Source organism: Mammaliicoccus sp. Q-M61, assembly GCF_022386055.1.
GTDB classification, from domain to species: Bacteria; Bacillota; Bacilli; order Staphylococcales; family Staphylococcaceae; genus Mammaliicoccus; species Mammaliicoccus sciuri_A.
Window position 1 is genome coordinate 578,609 of record NZ_JAJNJL010000001.1, and the last position, 22,691, is coordinate 601,299.

Genomic DNA, 22,691 nt, shown 5'->3' on the forward strand with positions numbered 1-22,691 from the left:
TTTTTACATGAAAATGATCGTAGATAGTGGTTCAGATTTAACGTTATCTCAAATTGAAGAAAAAGGATTTTACTTCTTACCTTTCGGAATTGTCATTGATGATCAAAATAAAGTTGATCAATATGAAATCTCAAACGAAGAAGTATTAGCAGCAATCAAAAACAATAAACATCCAAAGACGAATCAAGCTACTATGGAACAAATGACAAAAGTATTTACTGAAGTTGCAGAAAAGAAAGAACAAGCCATTTACTTAGCTTTTAGTAGTGCTTTAAGTGGGACATATCAAACGGCTTGTTTAGTTAAAGAACAAGTGAAAGAAACGTACCCAGACCTTGATTTAACGATTTATGACACATTAAGTGCATCAATGGGATGCGGTAAATTAATTCTCGATGTACAAGATAAAATTGAACAATCATATACTTTTGAAGAGCTTGACGCTTATATTAAAGAGCGAATTGATAAAATTAGACATCTATTTACAGTTAAAGATTTAAACTATTTAGCTAGTGGTGGCAGACTTTCTAAAGGACAAGCATTTTTAGGTAATTTATTAAATATTAAACCCCTCCTTCATGTTGAAGAAGGTAAACTTGTTCCGATTGAGAAACATCGAGGTTCTAAAAAATTATGGCATGCCATTATAGATAAGATGAAAAAAGAAAATAGTGATTACTCTGATGACATTATTTATATGACACATGCTGATGATATTGAAGAAGCAGAAAAAATTAAAGCACTGATACAATCATCACTTTCACCTAAAGATGTCGTCATTTCAAATATTGGTCCAGTTATATGTTCACACACTGGTAGTGGCACAGTCGCTATATTCTATTATAAGGAGTGATGGTAAGTGGCTAAAATTATCGTAATCGGTGCAGTTGCTGGAGGCGCAACAGTTGCATCGCAAATTCGACGACTTGATCCGGATAGCGACATTACAGTTTATGAAAAAGATAGAGATATGAGCTTTGCAAACTGTGGCCTTCCCTATTATTTAGGAGAAGTCGTAGAAGATAGAGATATGATGTTATCAGCAACACCTGAACAATTTAAAGACAAAAAGCATATTACAGTTAAAACTTATCATGAAGCGATCGAATTAAATGATGCTAAAAAAACAATCACGATTAAAAATCATGAAACTGGCGAAGTTTTTGAAGATGCATATGACAAACTTATTTTAAGTCCTGGTTGTCGTGCAAGACATTTAGGTTTTCAATCTGACCGTGTATTTACATTAAGAAACTTAGTAGATACTGACAAAATAGAAGACTTTATTCAAAAAGAAAATGTCCAATCTGCATTAATTGTCGGTGCTGGTTATGTGAGTTTAGAAATTTTGGAGAATTTATATAATAGAAATATCCAGACAACTTTGATACATCGTAGCGACCACATTAATAAAAGTATGGATAAAGATTTAAATAAAGTTATATTTGATGAGTTAGAAAAACGACATATTCCTTATAGATTAAATGAAGAAATTGCAGATATTTCAGGACGAGAAGTAACTTTTAAATCTGGGAAAACAGAGTCATATGACATGGTCATTACTGGTGTCGGAATTGAACCGAATAGTGATTGGTTAAAATCATCTTCACTTAAATTAAATGAAAAAGGCTATATCCCAGTAAATGAATATTTCGAAACGAATTTAGATGATGTATATGCATTAGGTGATGTGATTGAAACATTCTATAGACATACAAAGAAACCAACTAGTGTTACTTTAGCTTGGGGTGCCCATAGAGCAGCAGCATTAATCGCCGAAAATATTACATCAAATTCATCAAGTCCTAAAGCTACTTTCAAAGGTTTACTTGGTACAAATATAGTGAAAATGTTTGATTATGCATTAGGTAGTGTTGGTGTTTCAGAAAGTGAACTCTCAAATTATGATTATGAAGTAGTTGAACAAACTCAAAAACAACATGCTGGCTATTATCCTAGTGCCGAACCACTTACATTACGCGTTTATTTTGATAAAGCAACACGCAAAATACTACGTGCATGTGCAGTCGGTAAAGATGGTGCTGATAAACGAATTGATATCTTAGCTACAGCAATAATAGGAGACCTAACTGTAGACGAACTACGTGATATAGAGATCGCTTATGCACCACCATTCTCTAGTCCAAAAGATATTGTAAATATGATTGGATATAAAGCACAATCAAAATAAAGTATGTGAATTTTAATAGAGCGACCCGATAATCCTGTTTTCGGGTCGATATTTTATTTTATCGACCTGGTAATCCTGTTTTCGGGTCGATAATTTTATTTATCGGCCTGCAAATCTTGTTTTCGGGTCGATAATTTTATTTATCGGCCCGATAATCTTGTTTTCGGGTCGATAATTTTATTTTATCGACCTGCAAATCCCGTTTTCGGGTCGATAATTTTATTTATCGGCCTGCAAATCTTGTTTTCGGGTCGATATTTTTATTTATCGGCCTGTAAATCCCGTTTTCGGGTCGATATTTTTATTTATCGGCCCGATAATCTTGTTTTCGGGTCGATAATTTTATTTATCGGCCGGGAAATCGTGTTTTCGGGTCGATAATTTTATTTATAGAACCGATAATCCTGTTTTCGGGTCGATATTTTATTTTATCGGTCCATATTTTCCGTTTCTGGACCGGTAATTTATTTTATCGGTCCAGAAACACACCCATACTACCTCTAACAATGAAAAAAGCTGGTACACGGATGTCCCAGCTTTACGTATTATTGATTATTCTTTTGTCGTTTACTTCTTCTTGATACTAAGAAGATAAATAATCCAAATAATAGGATTACAAGTACTGCTGCAACTAAATAACTATTATTCAGTCCTCTTTCATTAATTATTGCGTATAGTTCACTTTCTTCTCTATCTGTAATTAAGTCATATCGATTATCTTTACCTTTAATATTATCTCCTAATATAAGGCCTGATAGCATTTTATTTTTTTCAATAAGTTTATCATCTAATGTGACTTTTTTAGACTTACTGCTATCGTTAATATTCAAGATATAATCAATCGTATTTGTGTCATAATAAAACAAGTTTGTGCCTTTATCATGCGGCAATACTTTCACTTTACCTTCATACAATTCCTGATATTGTTTAAAGGTATCTGCAATTTTTTCTAAATATTTTATAACTTCTTTATCCGTTCTAAAGTTCTGTAGCTGATTGATTGTTTCGATTTTCGAACCGTTTACAGCTATTTCTGTACCATAGTTCATCATAACTGGACCTTTATATCCCCACATATATGTCATTAATTGTTTAATACGTGTTCCAGGGAATTTGTTCTCATCTGCAGCATGCTTTGTGAAACGTTCTGTAAACCAAGTATCTGCAATGAGTACTTCACCTTTTTGGTTATAATCAGGAATTTCGGTATTTTCAGTTTTAAATGCATTTTGAATGGCTGTACGTGTACCATTTGTCGATAAATGTTTAAAGTTTTTTGCATTTATGCCGTCTTTATTAATGATACCGTAAGTATCCAATCCTTCTGGTAGAAACGCCTCAGCATCTATACCATCTTGAACGATATTCATCGAAACACCATCGACATGATATTTATCTACAAAATTTTTAACTTTCGCTTTGTAAATACCTTGATTCTCACTATTCTTCAAATCTATGAATTGATCATTTTTAAAGTATGATTTTTGAATTTGATTTAAATCACCATTTGTAGATTGCTTAAATTCATCTGTATATGTAACTGGCATATCAACGATGATTTTCATATCTTTTTGATGCACTTTATCAATTAATGATTTGAATGCTTTTTCTCCACCCAGTACTTTGTCGATATCATCATAGTTTTTCACTTTATATCCTAAAAAATCTTTCTGATCATGTGAAAAGACTGGTGAAATATGTATCGTATTAAATCCCATATCATGAATATAATCTAGCTTTGATTCAATCCCTTGGAAATCCCCTCCAAGTGGTAAATCATTCGATTGATTATTATTTTTAACCATCTTATTGTTGTCGTTATTTCCATTCATAAAACGATCAACCACCAAACTATAAATTCTAGGGTATTTAACATCCTCGTATTCTTTCTCTTTCGCAAAAACATAGCTACTAAAAAGTGGTGCGATTAATATAATCGATATGATTATCTTTGTCCATTTATTCATTTATTCAACCCTCTTTATTACCCAATTAATTCTATTATACTAAAACGTTTACTTAACTGATAGAACTACATGAAATTGTCATAAATAAATTCAATAAAAAAATCCATTCATGTCTTGTAATTACAAAATCATGAATGGATCTTAAAGTGGATATTAACCAAAGTGTAATACGCCCATTGGTAAATAACTACCTAATAAAATCGTTAATACCATTACAACAATTGTTGCAATGAATAATCCTTGGCTGTTTTTATTCTTTTTCTTCTTAGCAATTGTCACTTCAATTAAACCAAGAACTGCAAGTCCAAGAATAAATTTAATACCATAAAGCATACCGTTAATTCCCATAGCTTGCATGAAAATAACAAAACCAGAAATTAAAGTAAATACCATGAATAATCTTAAGACCATATGCACTGGTTTATTTGTAACTTTCATGTAGACAACGAAGAATAAGATAATCGTAACTAACCAGCTAAAAATATGGAAATGTATCATATTTAGTTCCCCCCAAATATTCATATTTCTTTTCCAATAGCATTATAACATAGGAACAATTAGAATAAGCCCATTTTTACAAAAGCAAATATTAAAGTTAGCGCATAATTCACAATTTATTCAAATGTTCGCCCTACTAAAAAGAATACCCCCTATTCCAAGTTTCTAACACTCGGCTTAGAAGGTACTCTAATTTATCACTTTAATTATTTTTCACTAATGAATGTTGTTAATGTTCCGATACCATCAATTGTTACTTTAATTTCATCACCAGGTTGTAAAAATTGTGGTGGGTTCATACCTGCACCAACTCCAGCCGGTGTACCAGTAGCAATGATATCTCCTGGATGCAATGCTACATATTTAGAAATTTCAGCAATTAATTCGTCGATTTTTAAGATCATTTCATTTGTATTACCATCTTGACGAATTTCATTGTTCACTTTAGTGACAATATTAACGTCTTCAGGTAATGGTAACTCATCTTTAGTTACGATATATGGACCCATTGGACATCCACCTGTTAATGATTTAGAAAGGAATGCTTGATCATGTTCCTTTTGAGCATTTCTATCTGTAATGTCATTGATGATTGTATAACCATATACATAATCTAAAGCTAATCCACGTGGGATTTTTTCTCCATGCTTACCGATTACAACGCCTAATTCACCTTCATAATCTAACTTGTCTGTTACATCTTTATGATTCGGAATTTTTGCGTTATCACCAGTTAAAGATGATGCTGCTTTAGTGAATACATATAATCTATTAACTTTATTATTTAATTCTTCAGCGTGTTTTTTGTAATTACGTCCGAAAGCAATTACATTATTTGTAGGTGTTACAGGTGGTAAAAACTCGATATCCTCGAAGCTATATTTATAATCGTCTTTCTCAGCAGATTCCTCCACTTTAACGACTGCTTTACGAACTGCTTCTTGGAAATCAACATTTATATTTAATTGTAAACCTTCTAATAATGTCTTAGGATTAAAACCTTCTTCTCCAAAGTCTGCAAATACTTTGCGTAAATCCCAAACCGCTTCTTCGCGTTTTACTTTCACACCGTATGAAGTGATATCTTTATGTTTAAAAGTTAAAAATTTCATTCACTCTGTCAACTCCTTCTTATTCTTAATTTCGATTATACCGAATTTTTAGATAAATCGCATGCTTTTCAATCGATTATTTTAAATATGTTACTTTTCTCCATAATTTTTCCAATGGTCCTTGTTTAAATTTCATTAAATACAGATAACTCAAGATAAGTTGCACGCAATAAATAACAATACCTATGATATAAATGGTTAAGACAGGTAACTTACCATAGAAATTAAACCCAACACCATAGAATATGATAATACATATTACACTTTGCATAATATAAGTCGTTAAGCTTAGTTTTCCGATTGATTGTAATGGCGTTAAAATTTTTCGAGCTGTTTGATCTTCACATAAGATCACAAAGAACATAATATAGCTCAATGCAACAATTGGGCCACCAATCATCTGACTCATTAATTGTGATGTCACTGAACCTTCTAACACAATTTGAATCATTTTAATTGCTAAACCTAAAATTAATACAACAACCCCTATCACCATATATAGATTTTTATATTGTTTAATTTTGTTAAACCAATTAATTTGATGTGCATAAATACCGAATAGCATAATCGGTAAAATAGAAAATGGTCCTACTAGAATGGCGTTCGCAATATTCATACCAAAATATTTCAAATTAAAGCCAATAATCGATACATAATCAGCACTTGATAATATATTATTAACTCTTTCTAATTCTTGTAATCCTACGAAGCTTTCTATTTGCGTGACATCTTTTAATAAAATCATTGGCAGTAAATATAACAGTACAAATATGCCGATTCCTATTGATAGTGCAACTAATGTATATTGTGGTTTTAAGCGCACAAATATGATTGCAATTAAACCTAACAATGCATAAGTTGATAAAATATCACCATAAAAAATGAACACGCCATGAATGATACCTAGCAATAATAAAAATAATAATCTTCTTGTAATCATTGGATAATAGTTTAATCCCTTATCCAAACTATTTTGATACATGATAGATAAACCATAACCAAATAAAAATGCAAATATTGGATAAAATGAAGCGATTATAAATAATGAACTGATTTTAAACCATGCACCATCTTGATGTTGAAAAAACTCAAACGGATTGATGATTTGATATGGATATGCAAAGGTTAAAATATTCATAAGTAATATTCCTAGTAAACTAAACCCTCTTAATGCATCAATACTAAATATTCTTTGTTTTGCCATTAATGATTCTCCTTGATGTGTTTCGTTCCATATTGAAAGAAGTATAAATAACCTTCAACTGGTTTCTTCAATATTGTTTCTAAAGTATTTTGATAATAACGCATTTGAACGTCATATTTTTGTTTCATCGTTTCTGCTACTTCTTCTTTTGTTTTGCCTCTACGAACGATAAATGCATCTGTTTTATAATCTATAAATGATACTTTATCTCCTTCAATAAAAATACAATCTATCATCCCTTGAATAATGGGTTTATTATCTTTTTCAGAAACATCGAAAGATAAACCTTGATCGATATCATCTTGACCAACTACAAAAGGTACCTCTCTCATGACTTTGTCTGCATTGACTAACCTTTTATATAAATCAGAATGTGTAAATACTTCTATTAATGATAAATCTAAATCTTGCATAGCGTCATCAGGAAGTATTTCTTTATCCATCAACTCGTGTACAAGATTTTGTAAATCTTCAACAGATAAACCTCCTTGCTTTAAAGGAAGATGTTGCATAACTGCATGCATCAAAGTACCAATTTCTGCACTTTGTCTTTTTTGTTTAGTCATAAACTTAGGTCTGTCATATGATTTAGTACCAAGCTGATATTGTCTCACAATTTGATAATCCGTACCCGCTTCTTCAGTTTCTCGTTGACGTTTAATTTCAGAAACAGATTGTTTTGCTGCAATATTTAACAACTGTTCATCCGGATATTTGTACACCATCTGATTATAGATTTCATCCTTTTTCTCAGAAGGTTTATATTTCATAAGTGTATCTAACGTTGGTTTCTCGTATGAGATATCTTGTTCTTCATCTTGTTCTTCGTCACGTATGATATTTATATTAAAAGATTCACTTCGTTCAGACTTAAATGGCATTGAGTGTGATAAACCATTATCTTTCGATTTAGCTAGAACTGAAGAGATAAGATCAAATGGTGATTTCGCCTTCACTCTATATTCAGATTCAATTATTTCATCTTGATCTGCACTTACGAGACCAATTTTTTCGAGTGCTTTATCACCTTTAACACGACCAATAAGATATAATCCTTCTTTAGCTCTCGTTAATGCGACATATATCAATCTCATTTCTTCAGAAATCATTTCTGTTTCATTGATATTTTTAAATATAATAGATGCTAATGTCGGGAATGAGACTTCTTTTTCAATATTGAAATATGTTAAAGCTAGTCCATATCGGTTATTTAAGATAACATGCTCTCTCAATTCAGTACGGTTAAATTCACGTGTAATACCTGAATAAATAACAAACGGAAATTCCAGACCTTTACTACTATGAATCGTCATCATACGTACAACATCATCATTTGGCCCTATAACACTTTCTTGTCCGAAATCTTGTCCACGATCGATTAATTCATCGATAAATCTAATAAATTGGAAAATACCTCTTAAACTTGATGCTTCAAATTGTATAGCTTTATTTAATAAGCCGTATAAGTTCTGTCTTCTTTGAACACCACCAGTAAGGCCACTAAAGTAAGAAATTAAGTAATAGTCATTATATAATTTATCCAACAGTTGCCATACTGGAACAGATTTACTATATGCTTGATAGTCTTTCAATTGCGTTAAAAATTGATTAAGCTTTTCTACTAGCGCTGCATCCGCTTCTGGATTTGACATATATTTATGAATAGAATCTATATAGTAAATTTCTTGAGGCGCTTTATTTCTAATTTCAGCAAGTTCATCTTCTTTAAACTGAAAAGCTATCGAACGCATAACACCGACTAAATATTTATCTTGCAACGGGTTATCTATTACTCGTAAAAATGAAAGCATCAATCTAATTTCATTTTGTTCGAAGTAGCCTTTTTTCGATTCTACGTAAAACGGAATATTCGCTTCTTTAAATTGTTGTTGCATGTGCATCGCATTACTATAACTTCTCTCAAGAATCACAATGTCTTTGAATGTTGCTGGTCGATAACTTTGCGTTTTTCGATCAAATACGCGTTTGTTATCTAATATATATTGCACTTTATCTACAATAGCCTTTGCTTCAATAAGATTATTATCTTCTACTTCAAATGAATCTTGGACGATAATATCCATTTCTAGTGGCGTATGTTGTGAATCATAATCTGCACCGTAATACAATTTAGCTTCATCGTTATATTCAATTTCACCTACAACTTCATCCATCATATGTGAAAAGATAAAATTCGTATTATCGAGTACTTCTTTTCTAGATCTAAAGTTCTTAGATAAATCAATTACTTCACCTGATGCTATTTCCGGATCATTAAATCGTTTATATTTTTCTATAAATAATTCTGGCTCAGCTTGTCTAAATTTATAGATGGATTGCTTCACATCACCAACCATAAATAAGTTACCATTATGCTCTTCTCCACGTTTAATACAACTGATGATAGCTTCTTGTACTCTATTAGTATCTTGATATTCATCTACTAAAATTTCATCAAAGTAATCTCGATATTGCAATGCAATTTCTGAAGGATTACCATCATCATCTGTCAATATTTCTAATGCTAAATGTTCATAATCAGAGAAATCAATAATTCTTTTTTGTTGTTTAAGTGATTGGAAATATTGAATGACATCTTTAGTGATATCCGCAATCACTTTCACTCTTGGTCCCATATCTTTCATATCTTGAATTAAATCTTCTCTACTTCTGCTGAGATAACCTTCAGTCAGTTCTTTTAAGTGGTCAATATAAGCTGTATGATAGTCTTTACCAAGTACCAGTAATTGCTCTGATCCTTCATTTTCAGACTTAATTTTCGCACTATTTGTCGGTAATTTCTTTGCTGCCATATCTAAATGTATTTGATCAAGTGGCTTACTACCTTCAAATACGCGCTCTAACCAAATACGTTCACCTTCTAAATACTTCACATGTTTATCCACTTCATTTAAATGCTGGTAGCAATCTATTGACTGATACAAAGCATTTTTAGCACTATCTAATTTACGATAAATAAGTTGGTCAAACATTTTAAAATAAGCATGATTTTCATCAATTTGTTCATAAGGTTGATCCAATTCATTTAACCACGCGAAAGGATCTGCATGTGCAATACTAAATCGATACAAACGGTTCAATAATGCTCTTAAAGGCTCGTCAGAACGGTCATTGGATAAATGCTCTACGATTTCTAAAAAAGTTTGTTCATTCTTTTCATAATAGCTTTCTAACACATCATCTATCGCTTGTTCTAATAAGACGATACTCTCAACTTCATTAGCAGTTCTAAAGTTTGGGTCAATATCAATTGTGTCATAATGTGATTTGATTAATGTTAAACAAAAGCTATGAAGTGTAGAAATTTGAGCTTGATGAATTTTAATTCTTTGTGATTTCAAATGTTCATCTTCAGGATATTTAATGCTTTCTTTTTGAATCGCAGCATTGACCCTTGCTTTCATTTCTCTCGCACTTGCGTTAGTGAAGGTTACAACAAGCAACCTATTGACATCTTGTTTGTTACGCATAATTTTTTGAATTATACGTTCAACTAGTACAGCTGTCTTACCGCTTCCCGCTGCTGCTGCAACAAGAATATCTTTCCCTTCGCTATATATCGCTTTCCATTGATCATCCGTCCACTGTGCATCTATCGGCTTTTCTGGCAATGTCATTCTTCCGCCTCCTCTCTCAACATATCGATGATTTCATCTTTCGTTAATGTATGTTCGATTTCTCTATATTGTTCTGTATCAGTTATAGGGTCGATGTGACAAACTGATTTAAATTCACAAAATTGGCAAGGTAACCGCTTTTGATAGCGCATAGGTGAAACTTCTGTATGCCCATCCATAATTTGTGTAGCTGTTTCAACAAAGTTTTCTCTATTTTTATTCATTAATTTGAAAAATAGTTCTTCATCTAAAGCTTTACTATAACTATTTAATTCACCATTTTTCTTTTTCGTAACAGGAATCATGTCAGATTTTAATTGATCTATCAATTTATCATCAAGCGCATCGACTACTTCAGGATTTCTATTCACATAGCCGTCCATTTTGAATTTTTCAATGGTTTGTTGATAAATATCATCTACTTCTGGAATTTCTCCCCAACTTGTTGCTTTAATTTCAGGTTCATGCACATGGAAATACAATAATGCACCAGGTGATACGTTATCTTGTAGATTTAACAAAGCTTTATTTTGCAGTACGACATCTAAATACGTAAACATTTGCATTTGCATGCCATACATTACTTTAGTTAAATCTAAACTTGTCACAGATGACTTATAGTCAATAATGGACACATAATCTTTATCTTTACCTTTATATACGTCCAATCTATCAATTTGACCTCTAATATTTATTGGAATTTTTCGTTTCGTTGATAAAGGTGTCGTTTTTAATTGATGTTTAGATGTTGCACCAAAGTTTAATTCAAATTGATAAGCTTTGAATTTTGAATGACTTGTTTGATACTTCATTGCTTCTAATGTAGATTTCAAAATGTTTTGGATGCGTAATTTTAAATATCTATAATGTGCAGTACGATGTAAGACATCAAATTGAATTTTAGGCAAGCTTTCATCGATAGCTTCGTTTATGAGTTTAGTCATGGATTTTGCTGATAACTTACTAAAGTCTCCATTTACTTCATCTGAAATATATTTCAATGTTTGATGGAATATATTACCGATATCGACACTTTGAATTTGATATTTCGTACGTTCGTTTAATTTTAAACCGTGTGAAACGTAATGTTTAAACGGACATTGATTATATGTTTCAAACCTTGATACACTGGCGTTTATTTTCTGACCATATAGTGATTCGGATACGTCTGTATTCAATTGGACTGTATCATTTTTATACGTTAAAGCTGATGTTAAAAATTGAACAGTATGATCTAAATGATGAATATCTAATGAAGCATGATACGCATCTAACCATATATCATTAACAATTTCATCATTCATCCAATCATTTAAATGTTCAAATATATGCATTTGACTTTGATGTTCATGTTCTAATAATTGGGTAGGATTGTGCTCTATATTTGCTTTTAATGATTGAACTTCGAGGTTTGTAAATAGAGATTGAATCGTATTGATAAATGGACTCTTCTCTCTAATTTCTCCGCCATCGGACATTAAACTATATGTGAATACAACTTCTTTCTTAGCACGCGTCATCGCAATATAACATACAAACGCTTCATCCATCTGTAAAATATCACTCGTCGGACTTAATTCTAAACCGCTCGATGCTGCTAATTCTTTCTTCTCATCGTCTGTTAATAACAACATTTGATTAGATACTTTCGGTAAGACACCGTCATTCATACCAAGCAAGAATACAATTTCTTTATTGTCCACTTTGGCTAAATCCATATTACCGACTGTAACTTCATCGAGTGTTTGCGGAATCATTGAGAATTCTAATTCATCCAATCCTCTATCCAATATTTCGATGTATTCATTTAAAGAAAGCTTTACATCGCCTAACACTTCTACGATGTCATCAAATATGCGAATTGTGCCTTCCCATACTTGGTCAATTTCTTCCGCTTCTTCAAACTGATGCTTTATTTCTAATTCATCGCGCATCGTCATTAAGTGCGTAGGTAAATCAAATTGTTCGATAACGCCGTATAATCGACTCGTAAAGTCTTCCACTGTTTGACTATCCGCTAAAGCTTCGTTCAATTTTTCAATTCGATTCACAACATAATCTTTCAAGTCGATGACACTTTGCACTGTTTTTCTATCTTCTTCTATAAAAGTATCTTCTTCTTTTCTTAATGATTTTTTGCCGAGTTTTTCAAAAGATTCAACTGTGAAAAATTCTGGATTTGTCCATCTCTTACCAGATATCCCTCTTTCAAATGCATAGTTTTCTAATATATCAATTAAATATGGCGCATTTGGGATATGGCTTGTTAAGATGCCTGTCTTCAACATGCGCATGACAGGTTCAAATCTCCATCCAGTTTGAATGACTTCTAACATAGACCTTAAACATTCAATGAAAGGATGATATGCCATTTTCTTTTTTGCGTCATGATTATATGCAATATTAAAATGTGGTAATACCGTTTCAATCAACTGCTCATAACCTGGATCACGATAAAGTATCGCGATGTCTTTGAAAGATAATTGTTCTTCTCTCGAGCGTCTTAATATCTCTCTCGCAACGTATTGCACTTCATCTCTCATATTGGATGTTTCAATAATTTTCAAATCTTCACTATCAATGGTATTCGGAAGTAATGCGTCAAATTGACTTTCCAAATGCTTTAATACTTTTTGGTTATTGAATCGTTCTGTTGTCTTAAAGTGCGTATAATTAATCTTAATTTGTAATGCATCCGCAATGTCTTCAACATGATTGAGAGATTCGGATGTTTTTCTAAATAAGCTAAATGGATCTTTGTCTCCATCTGTCGTTAAACCAATTGTAACCGACTTACTATATTTAACTAAGGCTTCAATAACGCGATATTCAAGTGTTGAAAAGTTATGAAAACCATCTATATAAATATCTGCTTGTTTGATGTAGTCTGAGTTAGGTATTTTCTCAATTAATTTATACAAGACATCTTCTGCTTGTACATAGCGGCCATTTAATTGATCCTCTAACGCTTTATATATTGTTTCGATATCACTAAGTTTATCTTTCATTCTTTTAGGAATGGCTTCGTTATGTTCAATATAATGTGATAAATCATCAGGGCTTACATTATATTTCTTGAAGTCTTTAATCTCATTCATCATTTTATGACTAAACCCATAATGTTGAATGGTAGACTGATATAAATTTAATTGTTTTTTATGTGTATGTAATAAGTGATATGTAAGCATTTCTAAAGCTTCATCTGAAATTTGCTGTTCAACAAGACCGCCCTCATCACTTAAAACTCTCCAACTTAATCTTTCAAATCCGAATACTGAAGTACGTATACTTCCTTTTAAATTAGGATTTTTAACAAATGCTTGTTCGTATTGGAAGGTATTTTGAGTTGGTGTCAAAAATATAATTGGGTCTCCTAATGGATCTTGAATCATAGCTTCTTTCATTTGGTTAAGCATTTGATTCGTTTTCCCGGTCCCACTTCGTCCAATCCATACATTTAATTGCATTTATTTCTACCTCCCTTACGTTCTCTTATTCATATATTTTAACATAAAAAGAACACCTCACTTAATTTCAAAGTAAGGTGTTACAGAACTTTTATATTAATTTGTAGATGGGTCAAAATTATAATGGAATTGATTAATTGGCCAGAATCTTAATGCAACTTCACCAACAATGACATCTTTATCAATCAAACCAAATGAACGGCCATCTTTACTCACTTCACGGTTATCTCCTAAGACTAAATATTCATCTTTAGGAATTTTATTGACGCCATTTGAATTCACTAAATCTTTGACTTCAAAGTTCTCTGTCAATAAATCACGAGACTTATTCGCTTTGTTTGCTTTCAAGTATTCTTCAGGTACTTTTTTACCATTTACATATAATTGGTCGTTTTCATATTTTACTGTATCACCAGGTTTACCGATAACACGTTTTACGTAATCATCATTTGCGTTTGCGTGGAATACAATAACATCTCCGTTATCAATATCCCCTACTTTATAACCAATTTTATTGACGATTACTTTTTCACTATTTTTTAAAGTTGGGTACATGGAATCACCAGAAACTGTATATGTTACAAATAAGAATTTTTGTATCAATAACACACATACAACTGCTACTGCAATCGCCACAACCCATTCAAATATCTCTTTTTTCAAAAATGCCACCTCATTATTATTATTTATCAAAATTCACATCTATTTGATTAAATGGATAATATCTTAAATTCACAGTACCAACGATATCATCTTCATGTACAAATCCAATTTCTCTTGAGTCTCTGCTATTGCTTCGATTGTCACCTAATACTAAATATTCACCGTTAGGAATAACATCACTTTTAGAGCCTTGAATTGTTCTTGTACTAAAGTCATCCGTTTTTATATCATCATTTAAATAACGCTCATTTACATGAGTACCATTAATATACAGTTTGTTGTTTTTCATTTCAACTGTGTCGCCTGGTAACCCGATAACTCTTTTAATATAATCAGCATTTTTATTCGCATGAAATACGATAACATCACCGTTATTAATTTGTCCAAAATTTTTAACAAGTTTATTAACAATTACTCTATCATTATCATGAAAAGTTGGTTTCATTGAGTCTCCGTCTACAATATAACCGATGAATAAAAATGTTCTTACAACAAATAATAATACTAACGCAATAATAATTGCAATTATCCATTCGAATATTTTTTTCATTTTTGACTCCTATTTTTTAAGCGTTTATCAAAATATTTTTCTAAGCCTTTTCCAACTAGCCAGAGTATAAATATAATCACGACTACTATTATACTCTTTTTAGGACTTGCAAAAAAGGAATTTATATCGGCACCGATGAAACTTAACGTAAATATCATAATGGATTTTGATAAAATTAACGCAATTAAATAGACTTGTTTACTAATATTTGAAAACGCACTAACCATATTAACTAAAGCACCTGGTGTAAATGGAAAGCATAACAAAATAAACAGTGGTCCAAACCCATGTTCATCAATCCACTGAATAAATCTTACAACTCTAGGCTGTTCAATAATCCTTTTCATAAAAGGCTTTTTAGAAATTAATCTAAAGATTAAAAAGACAATATAACTTCCCGAAACAGTACCAGCCCATGTAATGATAAAACCTAGCAATAATCCATAAGCATTTACATTAGCAATAACAAATAGAATAATCGGCAAAAACGGTAAGAATGCCTCAATAAAAGGTAATAAAAATGCTATGAATATCCCGAACGATCTAAACGTTTCAATTAATTCAGTAATGTTCTCTTCACTGAACCAATTCATTAAATCTTGTATTAACATGTAACGCAACTTCCTTCTTAAATTTAGATTAATTATACCGATAAATGTGTAAATAGAAAAGTAAATTGACATCATACAAAAGTCGTATCTTTAGGAATGAGAAGGAATTTATAGGTTGGTAGGAGGTAATGATTTCTCAGTAGGAGGAATTTAGTTTAAGGAGATAACGCTCCTGTTTTCGGGTCGCTATTTTTTTTTATCGGCCTGAAAATCTCGTTTTCGGGTCGCTATTTTTTTTTTTCGGCCAGAAAATCCTGGTTTCGGGTCGCTATTTTTATTTATCGGCCTGAAAATTGCATTTTCAGGTCGCTATTTATTCATTAGACATATATTTCGTTGATTTTGCTTTACCAACTCTTTTGAAATTTTTATATAGTATTCTTTTAATCGCGCTATTTGAGACACCCGTCCACATTTCTGCTTCTTTTACTGAAAATGGTGCGCCTTTTAATAAATATAATTCTTCTAATGATTGAATAATAATATTCGCTCTATTCAATTCTTTCTTACAATGGTGACATTTTAAATATTTACGCTTATTAAATAATTCATCTACTCGAATCAACTTTCGACAGTTTGTACATCGCACGCCTCTTTTTAAATCTTTATAGTCTATATTCAAATTTGGTATTTGATTTGTATATAAAAATGGTTCGTGTAGGCTTTTTAGTTTGTGATATATTCATTTATTTTCTTCATATTTAAAATTTTGTGATACCATATCTTTTATTTTATGTATCTCACTTTTTAAAATAATGTTCATTCTAGATCGTAAATCACCATGTAACGTGAATGTTGGATGTATAAAAACAACATAGCTTTCTACTTCGCGTTTCAATTTATATTTCTCAACGATTCTTTTTAAGCCTTCTTGAGCGACTTCATATTGATTAATAAGATCTTTAGATACAAAACCTGTACTTCTAAATAGTTTGTGCTGATCAAAATAATAGTCACCTGTATAATTTTTAATTTCAAATTGAATGATGGCATCGTCAGTTATGACTACAAAATCAAATTGAATATGGTTATAATTTTTAATCTGCAAATCATATAGCCACCATTCTGCTCCATAACTTTCAAGTATTTGAGCGAATGCTTTTTCACCTTCGTACCCTTGTTTTGTAACTTGGTATTGTTCATCTACATTTTCAGGTAACACATCTATCCTATTTTGCAATGCATCAATATAAGCTAAAAATAAATTTTTACGTATTTTCATAAAATACCACTCATTTCTTCAAAAAATTCAAATCCAAAATAAAAAAAGTCCTCCAAATTAAATTTGGGGACTTTTTTCTAAAATACGTTTCATATTATAGTCTATCTTCTAATTCTTTTTTCAAGTCTTCGAATCCTGGTTTACCAAGTAATGCGAACATATTTTGTTTATATGCTTCAACACCTGGTTGGTTAAATGGATTCACACCTAACATATAACCACTCATTGCACATGCTAATTCGAAGAAGTATACAACATAACCGAATGTATATGCATCTAATTGAGGAACTTTAACAACTAAGTTTGGTACGCCACCATCTGTATGTGCTAATAATGTTCCTTGGAATGCTTTCGTATTAACGAAGTCAACTGTTTCACCTGCTAAGAAGTTTAAACCGTCTAAATCGTCTTTGTCTTCTTCAATTGTAATATCATGTTTAGGATTTTCAACTTTTACAACTGTTTCAAATAAGAAACGACGTCCTTCTTGTACATATTGACCAAGTGAATGTAAGTCAGAAGTGAAGTTAGCACTTGAAGGATAAACACCTTTGAAGTCTTTACCTTCAGATTCACCGAATAACTGTTTCCACCATTCACTGAAGTATTGTAAAGCTGGTTCGTAGTTGATTAACATTTCTGTTGAATATCCTTTTGCATATAAGATGTTACGAATTGCTGCATATTGATATGCAATATTGTCATCAAGTTCTGAAGATGATAAATCTTCACGTGCAGCTGCAGCACCTTTCATCATATCTTGAATATCAATACCACTTGCTGCGATTGGTAATAATCCAACTGCTGTTAATACTGAATATCTACCACCGACATCATCTGGTACGACAAATGTTTCATATCCTTCACCAGTCGCTAAATCTTTTAAAGCACCTTTTTCTTTATCAGTTGTAGCAAAGATACGGTTTTTAGCTTCTTCTTTACCGTATTTTTCTTCTAAAATTTTCTTGAAGATTCTAAATGCTACTGCAGGTTCAGTCGTTGTACCTGATTTAGAAATAACGTTAATAGAGAAATCTTTACCATCTATATACTCAATTAAATCATGTACATAAGATGAAGATAAATGATGACCTACAAATATAATTTGAGGATTTTCACCTTTTTCATAATTAGCAAATGTAGAATTTAACATTTCAACTGCTGCACGAGCACCTAAATATGAACCACCAATACCAATTACAAGTAATACTTCAGATTGTTCTTTGATACGTTTAGAAGCAGCTAGAATTCTATCGAACTCTTCTTTGTCATAATCTACAGGAAGGTCAACCCATCCTAAAAAGTCGCTACCTGCTCCAGTCTTTTCATGTATAACATGATGTATATTTTTTACTAGATCACGTGATTGTTCTAACTCATGTTCACCAAAAAATGTTAAAGCTTTTTTATAATCAAATTGAATATGTGACATAATATCCTCCTATGTAATCTATATTTAATTTCAACAACGTCTTTATTTTACTCTAGTTTTCATAGGCTTTCAATCGAAATGCAACGATATACTTTTAAGTGCATAAATATTTAAAATAACTATTGAACATTCATTCTTAATATGATATTGTATGTTTATCGATTAAATATACAAGATATTAAATATTAATACAAAAGTGAGGTTTTTTTAATGACTAACAAAGTTGTATTGGCATACTCAGGTGGATTAGATACGAGTGTTGCAGTAAAATGGCTAATTGAAAAAGGATATACAGTAATTGCATGTTGCCTAGATGTTGGTGAAGGTAAAGATTTAGAACTAGTAAAACAAAAAGCATATGATATGGGTGCAGAAAAATCATATGTAATAGACGCAACAAAAGAATTCAGTGAAGATTTTGTTGGATATGCAATTAAAGGGAATACAATGTATGAAGGAAGTTATCCACTTGTTTCTGCATTAAGTAGACCACTTATCTCTAAGAAATTAGTTGAAATCGCGCAAGAAGAAGATGCGATTGCAATAGCACATGGCTGTACTGGTAAAGGGAATGACCAAGTACGTTTTGAAGTAGCTATTAAAGCATTAGCACCTCATATTGAAGTATTAGCGCCAGTACGTGAATGGTCTTGGAGTCGTGAGGAGGAAATTGATTATGCTAAAAAACATAACATTCCAATTCCTATCAATTTAGATTCTCCATATTCAATTGACCAAAATTTATGGGGTCGTAGTAATGAGTGTGGTATTCTTGAAGATCCATTTGCGACACCACCAGAAGATGCATATGATTTAACGAAACCAATCGAAGAAACACCAGATACACCAGAAGAACTTGAAATTGTATTTGAAAAAGGTTTACCTATTTCAATCAATAATAAATCATATCCTTTAGATGAATTAATCTTACAACTTAATGAAATTGCTGGTTTACACGGTATCGGTAGAATCGATCACGTAGAAAACCGTTTAGTTGGTATTAAATCACGTGAAGTCTATGAAACACCAGGTGCAAAGGTTATAATGGAAGCACATAAAGCATTAGAAACGATTACTTTAACTAAAGACGTTGCACACTTTAAACCTGTAATCGAAAAACAATTAGCTGAACAAATCTATAATGGATTATGGTTCTCTCCATTAACAGATAGCTTAAAACAATTTATCGATTCTACACAAACTCAAGTAACAGGTACAGTACGTGTTAAACTATTTAAAGGGAATGTAATCGTTAATGGACGTAAATCTCCATTTAGTTTATACAATGAAGCACTTGCAACGTACACTAAAGAAGACGCATTTAATCAAGAAGCAGCTGTAGGATTCATTGAAATCTTCGGTTTACCTACTAAGGTTAAAGCATTATTAGAAACAGAGGGTGTTTTAAAATGACAAAAAAAGCATGGGGTGGAAGATTCGAGTCTAACCCTGAATCATGGGTAGATGCATTTAATGCATCTATCCATTTTGATAAAAATTTAATTGATCAAGATATTCAAGGTAGTATTGCACATGCAACAATGTTAGCCGAGCAAAATATCATCAAAACAGAAGAAGCAAATCAAATTATTCAAGGTTTAAAAGATATCCAAGCCGACTATTATAACGGTAATCTTGAGCTTTCTGAATCACTAGAAGATATTCATTTAAATATTGAACATGCTTTAATTCAGAAAATTGGTCAAGTTGGCGGTAAATTGCACACTGGTAGAAGTAGAAATGATCAAGTTGCAACGGATATGCACCTTTATACAAAACAACATGTTCAAGAGATTCTTACACTTATAGAATCTCTTCAAAAATCAATTCTTGTTATTGCTGATGAACATGTGCATACTATCATGCCCGGTTACACGCACTTACAAAGAGCGCAACCTATATCTTTCGCGCATCATATCATGACTTATTTCTGGATGTTAGAGCGTGATAAATCGAGATTTAATGATAGTTTAAAAAGAATCGACATCAGTCCACTAGGTGCTGCAGCTTTAAGCGGTACAACGCACCCTATTGATAGACATCGTACACAAGAACTTTTAAACTTTAGCAGTTTATATGAAAATAGTCTTGATGCAGTTAGTGACCGTGATTATATCGTAGAAACATTGCATAATATTTCATTAACGATGGTTCACCTTTCAAGATTTGCTGAAGAAATTATTTTCTGGTCTACTGATGAAGCTAAATTTATTACATTATCCGATAGTTTTTCTACTGGATCATCAATTATGCCACAGAAGAAAAATCCTGATATGGCAGAATTGATTAGAGGAAAAGTTGGCAGAACAACGGGGCATTTAATGAGTATGCTCGTTACTTTAAAAGGCTTGCCACTAGCATATAATAAAGATATGCAAGAAGATAAAGAAGGTCTGTTTGATGCCATTCATACGATTAAAGGCTCATTGCGTATATTCGAAGGTATGATATCTACTATGCAAGTGAATAAAGAGCGTTTAAACGAAACAGTCCATAAAGATTTTTCTAATGCTACTGAGCTAGCTGATTATTTAGTAGAACAAAATATACCTTTTAGAGAAGCACATGAGATCGTAGGTAAAATCGTCTTATGGTGTATTCAAAATGGCAAATATTTATTAGATGTGCCATTAGAACAATATCAATCTTATAACGAACGTATACAAGAAAATGTATATGATTACTTGAAACCTGAAAACTGTTTAAACCGTAGAAAAAGTTATGGTTCAACAGGTCAAGAGTCCGTACAACATCAAATTAATGTCGCTAAAGAACTCATATAATCAAAAAAACACACCATTCAAAATGGTGTGTTTTTTATTGGTTAAGGCTTATGCCCAACCTCTATATCTAGCCGCTTCAGCTGTACGTTTAATACCTACAATATAAGCTGCTAATCTCATATCTATTTTTCTGTTTTCTGATAAGTTATAAATTGTATCAAAAGCTTTAACTAATTTTTCACGTAGTTTTTCGTTAACTTCTTCTTCAGTCCAGTAATAACCTTGGTTATTTTGTACCCACTCGAAGTATGATACTGTTACGCCACCAGCACTAGCTAGTACGTCTGGTACAAGAAGAACGCCACGCTCACTTAATATTTTAGTTGCTGCCATTGTAGTTGGACCATTAGCTGCTTCTACTACAATTTCAGCTTTAATATCATTAGCATTTTCTTCTGTAATTTGATTTGAAATCGCTGCTGGAACAAGGATATCACAATCAATTTCAAATAATTCTTTATTAGAAATTGTGTCATCAAATAGATTTGTAACTGTTCCGAAGCTATCACGACGATCTAATAAATAATCGATATCTAAACCTTCAGGATCATGAAGTGCACCGTAAGCATCTGAAATACCTACAATTTTAGCGCCTTGATCATATAAGAATTTCGCTAAAAAGCTTCCTGCGTTACCAAATCCTTGAATAACGACTCTTGAACCTTCGATTGTTTTTCCACGTCTCTTAGCTGCTTCTTCAATTGCAATAACAACACCTAATGCAGTAGAACGATCTCTACCTTGAGAACCACCTAAAACAATAGGTTTACCAGTAATAAATCCTGGAGAATTGAATTCATCCATTTGACTATATTCATCCATCATCCAAGCCATAATTTGTGAGTTTGTAAATACGTCTGGTGCTGGAATGTCTTTTGTTGGACCTACTATTTGAGAAATAGCACGAACATATCCACGAGATAATCTTTCTACTTCATGAATACTCATTTGTCTTGGGTCACAGACAATACCACCTTTACCACCACCATATGGTAAATCTACAATTCCACATTTTAACGTCATCCACATAGATAATGCTGTTACTTCTTCAACATCAACATCTGGGTGGAAACGAACCCCACCTTTAGTTGGTCCAACTGCATCATTATGTTGTGCACGATAACCAGTAAATGTCTTAACAGAACCGTCATCCATTCTAACAGGTATACGCACTGTTAATAATCTCATTGGTTCTTTAATTAAATCGTACATTCCCTCGTCAAAACCTAATTTATTAAGGGCTTCACCAATAATTTCTTGTGTCGATGAAACTAAATTTAAATTTTCGCTCATGATCCTCTTCGCCTCTTTTTTAAATACTTTTAATCTCTAAATAATTGTAACATAATTGAT

General features: G+C 32.0%; 17 protein-coding genes. 4 read left to right on the top strand and 13 right to left on the bottom strand.

Annotation, left to right across the window (positions count from 1 at the left end; all coding sequences use genetic code 11):
• The first annotated feature begins 7 nt into the window (after nt 1-7).
• Nucleotides 8-853 (top strand): DegV family protein, encoded by an 846-nt coding sequence (locus tag LQ677_RS02740; RefSeq protein ID WP_239748075.1) that lies wholly within the window; start codon nt 8-10, stop codon nt 851-853.
• Nucleotides 854-859: 6 nt separating this feature from the next.
• Complete coding sequence (locus LQ677_RS02745) at nt 860-2,191, top strand: CoA-disulfide reductase (RefSeq protein ID WP_239748076.1); 1,332 nt, start codon at nt 860-862, stop codon at nt 2,189-2,191.
• Between the two features lie 545 nt (nt 2,192-2,736).
• On the opposite strand, the gene LQ677_RS02750 is transcribed toward LQ677_RS02745, so the two are convergent.
• The 12 genes from LQ677_RS02750 to LQ677_RS02805 all read right to left on the bottom strand — a co-directional run bounded on the left by LQ677_RS02750 (nt 2,737) and on the right by LQ677_RS02805 (nt 18,555).
• Nucleotides 2,737-4,158, bottom strand: a complete 1,422-nt coding sequence (locus LQ677_RS02750; protein ID WP_239748077.1) for an alpha-amylase family glycosyl hydrolase — start codon at nt 4,156-4,158, stop codon at nt 2,737-2,739.
• Between the two features lie 153 nt (nt 4,159-4,311).
• The gene (locus tag LQ677_RS02755) at nt 4,312-4,656 is read right to left on the bottom strand and encodes a YisL family protein (protein ID WP_037588863.1); all 345 of its coding nucleotides are present in this window, start codon (nt 4,654-4,656) and stop codon (nt 4,312-4,314) included.
• A gap of 206 nt (nt 4,657-4,862) precedes the next feature.
• Nucleotides 4,863-5,768 carry a fumarylacetoacetate hydrolase family protein gene (locus LQ677_RS02760; RefSeq protein WP_239748078.1) on the bottom strand — a complete coding sequence of 302 codons (906 nt, stop codon included), beginning with the start codon at nt 5,766-5,768 and terminating at the stop codon, nt 4,863-4,865.
• 76 nt (nt 5,769-5,844) lie between these two features.
• A complete protein-coding gene (locus tag LQ677_RS02765) occupies nt 5,845-6,972 on the bottom strand; it encodes a DUF418 domain-containing protein (protein WP_126477199.1) in 1,128 nt (375 codons plus the stop codon).
• On the bottom strand, nt 6,972-10,610 hold the full coding sequence (gene addA, locus LQ677_RS02770; RefSeq protein ID WP_239748079.1) for a helicase-exonuclease AddAB subunit AddA: 3,639 nt from the start codon (nt 10,608-10,610) through the stop codon (nt 6,972-6,974). Before addA ends, LQ677_RS02765 begins: the two co-directional genes overlap by 1 nt.
• Nucleotides 10,607-14,077: a helicase-exonuclease AddAB subunit AddB gene (gene addB, locus LQ677_RS02775; RefSeq protein ID WP_239748080.1), complete on the bottom strand. Its 3,471-nt coding sequence runs from the start codon at nt 14,075-14,077 to the stop codon at nt 10,607-10,609. Before addB ends, addA begins: the two co-directional genes overlap by 4 nt.
• 96 nt (nt 14,078-14,173) lie before the next feature.
• The gene (gene lepB / locus LQ677_RS02780) at nt 14,174-14,740 is read right to left on the bottom strand and encodes a signal peptidase I (RefSeq protein ID WP_119651065.1); all 567 of its coding nucleotides are present in this window, start codon (nt 14,738-14,740) and stop codon (nt 14,174-14,176) included.
• Between the two features lie 19 nt (nt 14,741-14,759).
• Nucleotides 14,760-15,290: a signal peptidase I gene (gene lepB, locus LQ677_RS02785; protein WP_239748081.1), complete on the bottom strand. Its 531-nt coding sequence runs from the start codon at nt 15,288-15,290 to the stop codon at nt 14,760-14,762.
• Nucleotides 15,287-15,901: a TVP38/TMEM64 family protein gene (locus LQ677_RS02790; protein ID WP_239748082.1), complete on the bottom strand. Its 615-nt coding sequence runs from the start codon at nt 15,899-15,901 to the stop codon at nt 15,287-15,289. The genes lepB (LQ677_RS02785) and LQ677_RS02790 overlap by 4 nt, the downstream gene beginning before the upstream one ends.
• Nucleotides 15,902-16,214: 313 nt before the next feature.
• Entirely contained in the window at nt 16,215-16,466 is a 252-nt protein-coding gene (locus LQ677_RS02795) for a hypothetical protein (RefSeq protein ID WP_239748083.1), read from the bottom strand.
• Nucleotides 16,467-16,583: 117 nt separating this feature from the next.
• A complete protein-coding gene (locus LQ677_RS02800) occupies nt 16,584-17,123 on the bottom strand; it encodes a nuclease-related domain-containing protein (protein WP_239748084.1) in 540 nt (179 codons plus the stop codon).
• Nucleotides 17,124-17,217: 94 nt separating this feature from the next.
• Complete coding sequence (locus tag LQ677_RS02805) at nt 17,218-18,555, bottom strand: glucose-6-phosphate isomerase (RefSeq protein ID WP_239748085.1); 1,338 nt, start codon at nt 18,553-18,555, stop codon at nt 17,218-17,220.
• A 210-nt stretch (nt 18,556-18,765) separates the two neighbouring features.
• Here LQ677_RS02805 and LQ677_RS02810 point away from each other — a divergent pair, with 210 nt between their 5' ends.
• Together LQ677_RS02810 and argH are read left to right on the top strand one after the other, a co-directional pair.
• Nucleotides 18,766-19,968 (top strand): argininosuccinate synthase, encoded by a 1,203-nt coding sequence (locus LQ677_RS02810; RefSeq protein WP_025904705.1) that lies wholly within the window; start codon nt 18,766-18,768, stop codon nt 19,966-19,968.
• Nucleotides 19,965-21,338, top strand: a complete 1,374-nt coding sequence (gene argH, locus LQ677_RS02815) for an argininosuccinate lyase (RefSeq protein ID WP_025904704.1) — start codon at nt 19,965-19,967, stop codon at nt 21,336-21,338. Before LQ677_RS02810 ends, argH begins: the two co-directional genes overlap by 4 nt.
• 48 nt (nt 21,339-21,386) lie before the next feature.
• On the opposite strand, the gene LQ677_RS02820 is transcribed toward argH, so the two are convergent.
• Nucleotides 21,387-22,631 carry a Glu/Leu/Phe/Val family dehydrogenase gene (locus tag LQ677_RS02820; protein ID WP_025904703.1) on the bottom strand — a complete coding sequence of 415 codons (1,245 nt, stop codon included), beginning with the start codon at nt 22,629-22,631 and terminating at the stop codon, nt 21,387-21,389.
• Nucleotides 22,632-22,691: the final 60 nt, after the last annotated feature.

Bases quoted from the DNA above. Each gene is read 5' to 3' on its own strand.
- LQ677_RS02740 (WP_239748075.1), top strand. From the start codon at position 8: ATGAAAATGATCGTAGATAGTGGTTCAGATTTAACGTTATCTCAAATT.
- LQ677_RS02750 (WP_239748077.1), bottom strand. From the start codon at position 4,158: ATGAATAAATGGACAAAGATAATCATATCGATTATATTAATCGCACCA.
- LQ677_RS02755 (WP_037588863.1), bottom strand. From the start codon at position 4,656: ATGATACATTTCCATATTTTTAGCTGGTTAGTTACGATTATCTTATTC.
- LQ677_RS02760 (WP_239748078.1), bottom strand. From the start codon at position 5,768: ATGAAATTTTTAACTTTTAAACATAAAGATATCACTTCATACGGTGTG.
- LQ677_RS02765 (WP_126477199.1), bottom strand. From the start codon at position 6,972: ATGGCAAAACAAAGAATATTTAGTATTGATGCATTAAGAGGGTTTAGT.
- addA (WP_239748079.1), bottom strand. From the start codon at position 10,610: ATGACATTGCCAGAAAAGCCGATAGATGCACAGTGGACGGATGATCAA.
- addB (WP_239748080.1), bottom strand. From the start codon at position 14,077: ATGCAATTAAATGTATGGATTGGACGAAGTGGGACCGGGAAAACGAAT.
- lepB (WP_239748081.1), bottom strand. From the start codon at position 15,290: ATGAAAAAAATATTCGAATGGATAATTGCAATTATTATTGCGTTAGTA.
- LQ677_RS02790 (WP_239748082.1), bottom strand. From the start codon at position 15,901: ATGTTAATACAAGATTTAATGAATTGGTTCAGTGAAGAGAACATTACT.
- LQ677_RS02800 (WP_239748084.1), bottom strand. From the start codon at position 17,123: ATGAAAATACGTAAAAATTTATTTTTAGCTTATATTGATGCATTGCAA.
- LQ677_RS02805 (WP_239748085.1), bottom strand. From the start codon at position 18,555: ATGTCACATATTCAATTTGATTATAAAAAAGCTTTAACATTTTTTGGT.
- LQ677_RS02810 (WP_025904705.1), top strand. From the start codon at position 18,766: ATGACTAACAAAGTTGTATTGGCATACTCAGGTGGATTAGATACGAGT.
- argH (WP_025904704.1), top strand. From the start codon at position 19,965: ATGACAAAAAAAGCATGGGGTGGAAGATTCGAGTCTAACCCTGAATCA.
- LQ677_RS02820 (WP_025904703.1), bottom strand. From the start codon at position 22,631: ATGAGCGAAAATTTAAATTTAGTTTCATCGACACAAGAAATTATTGGT.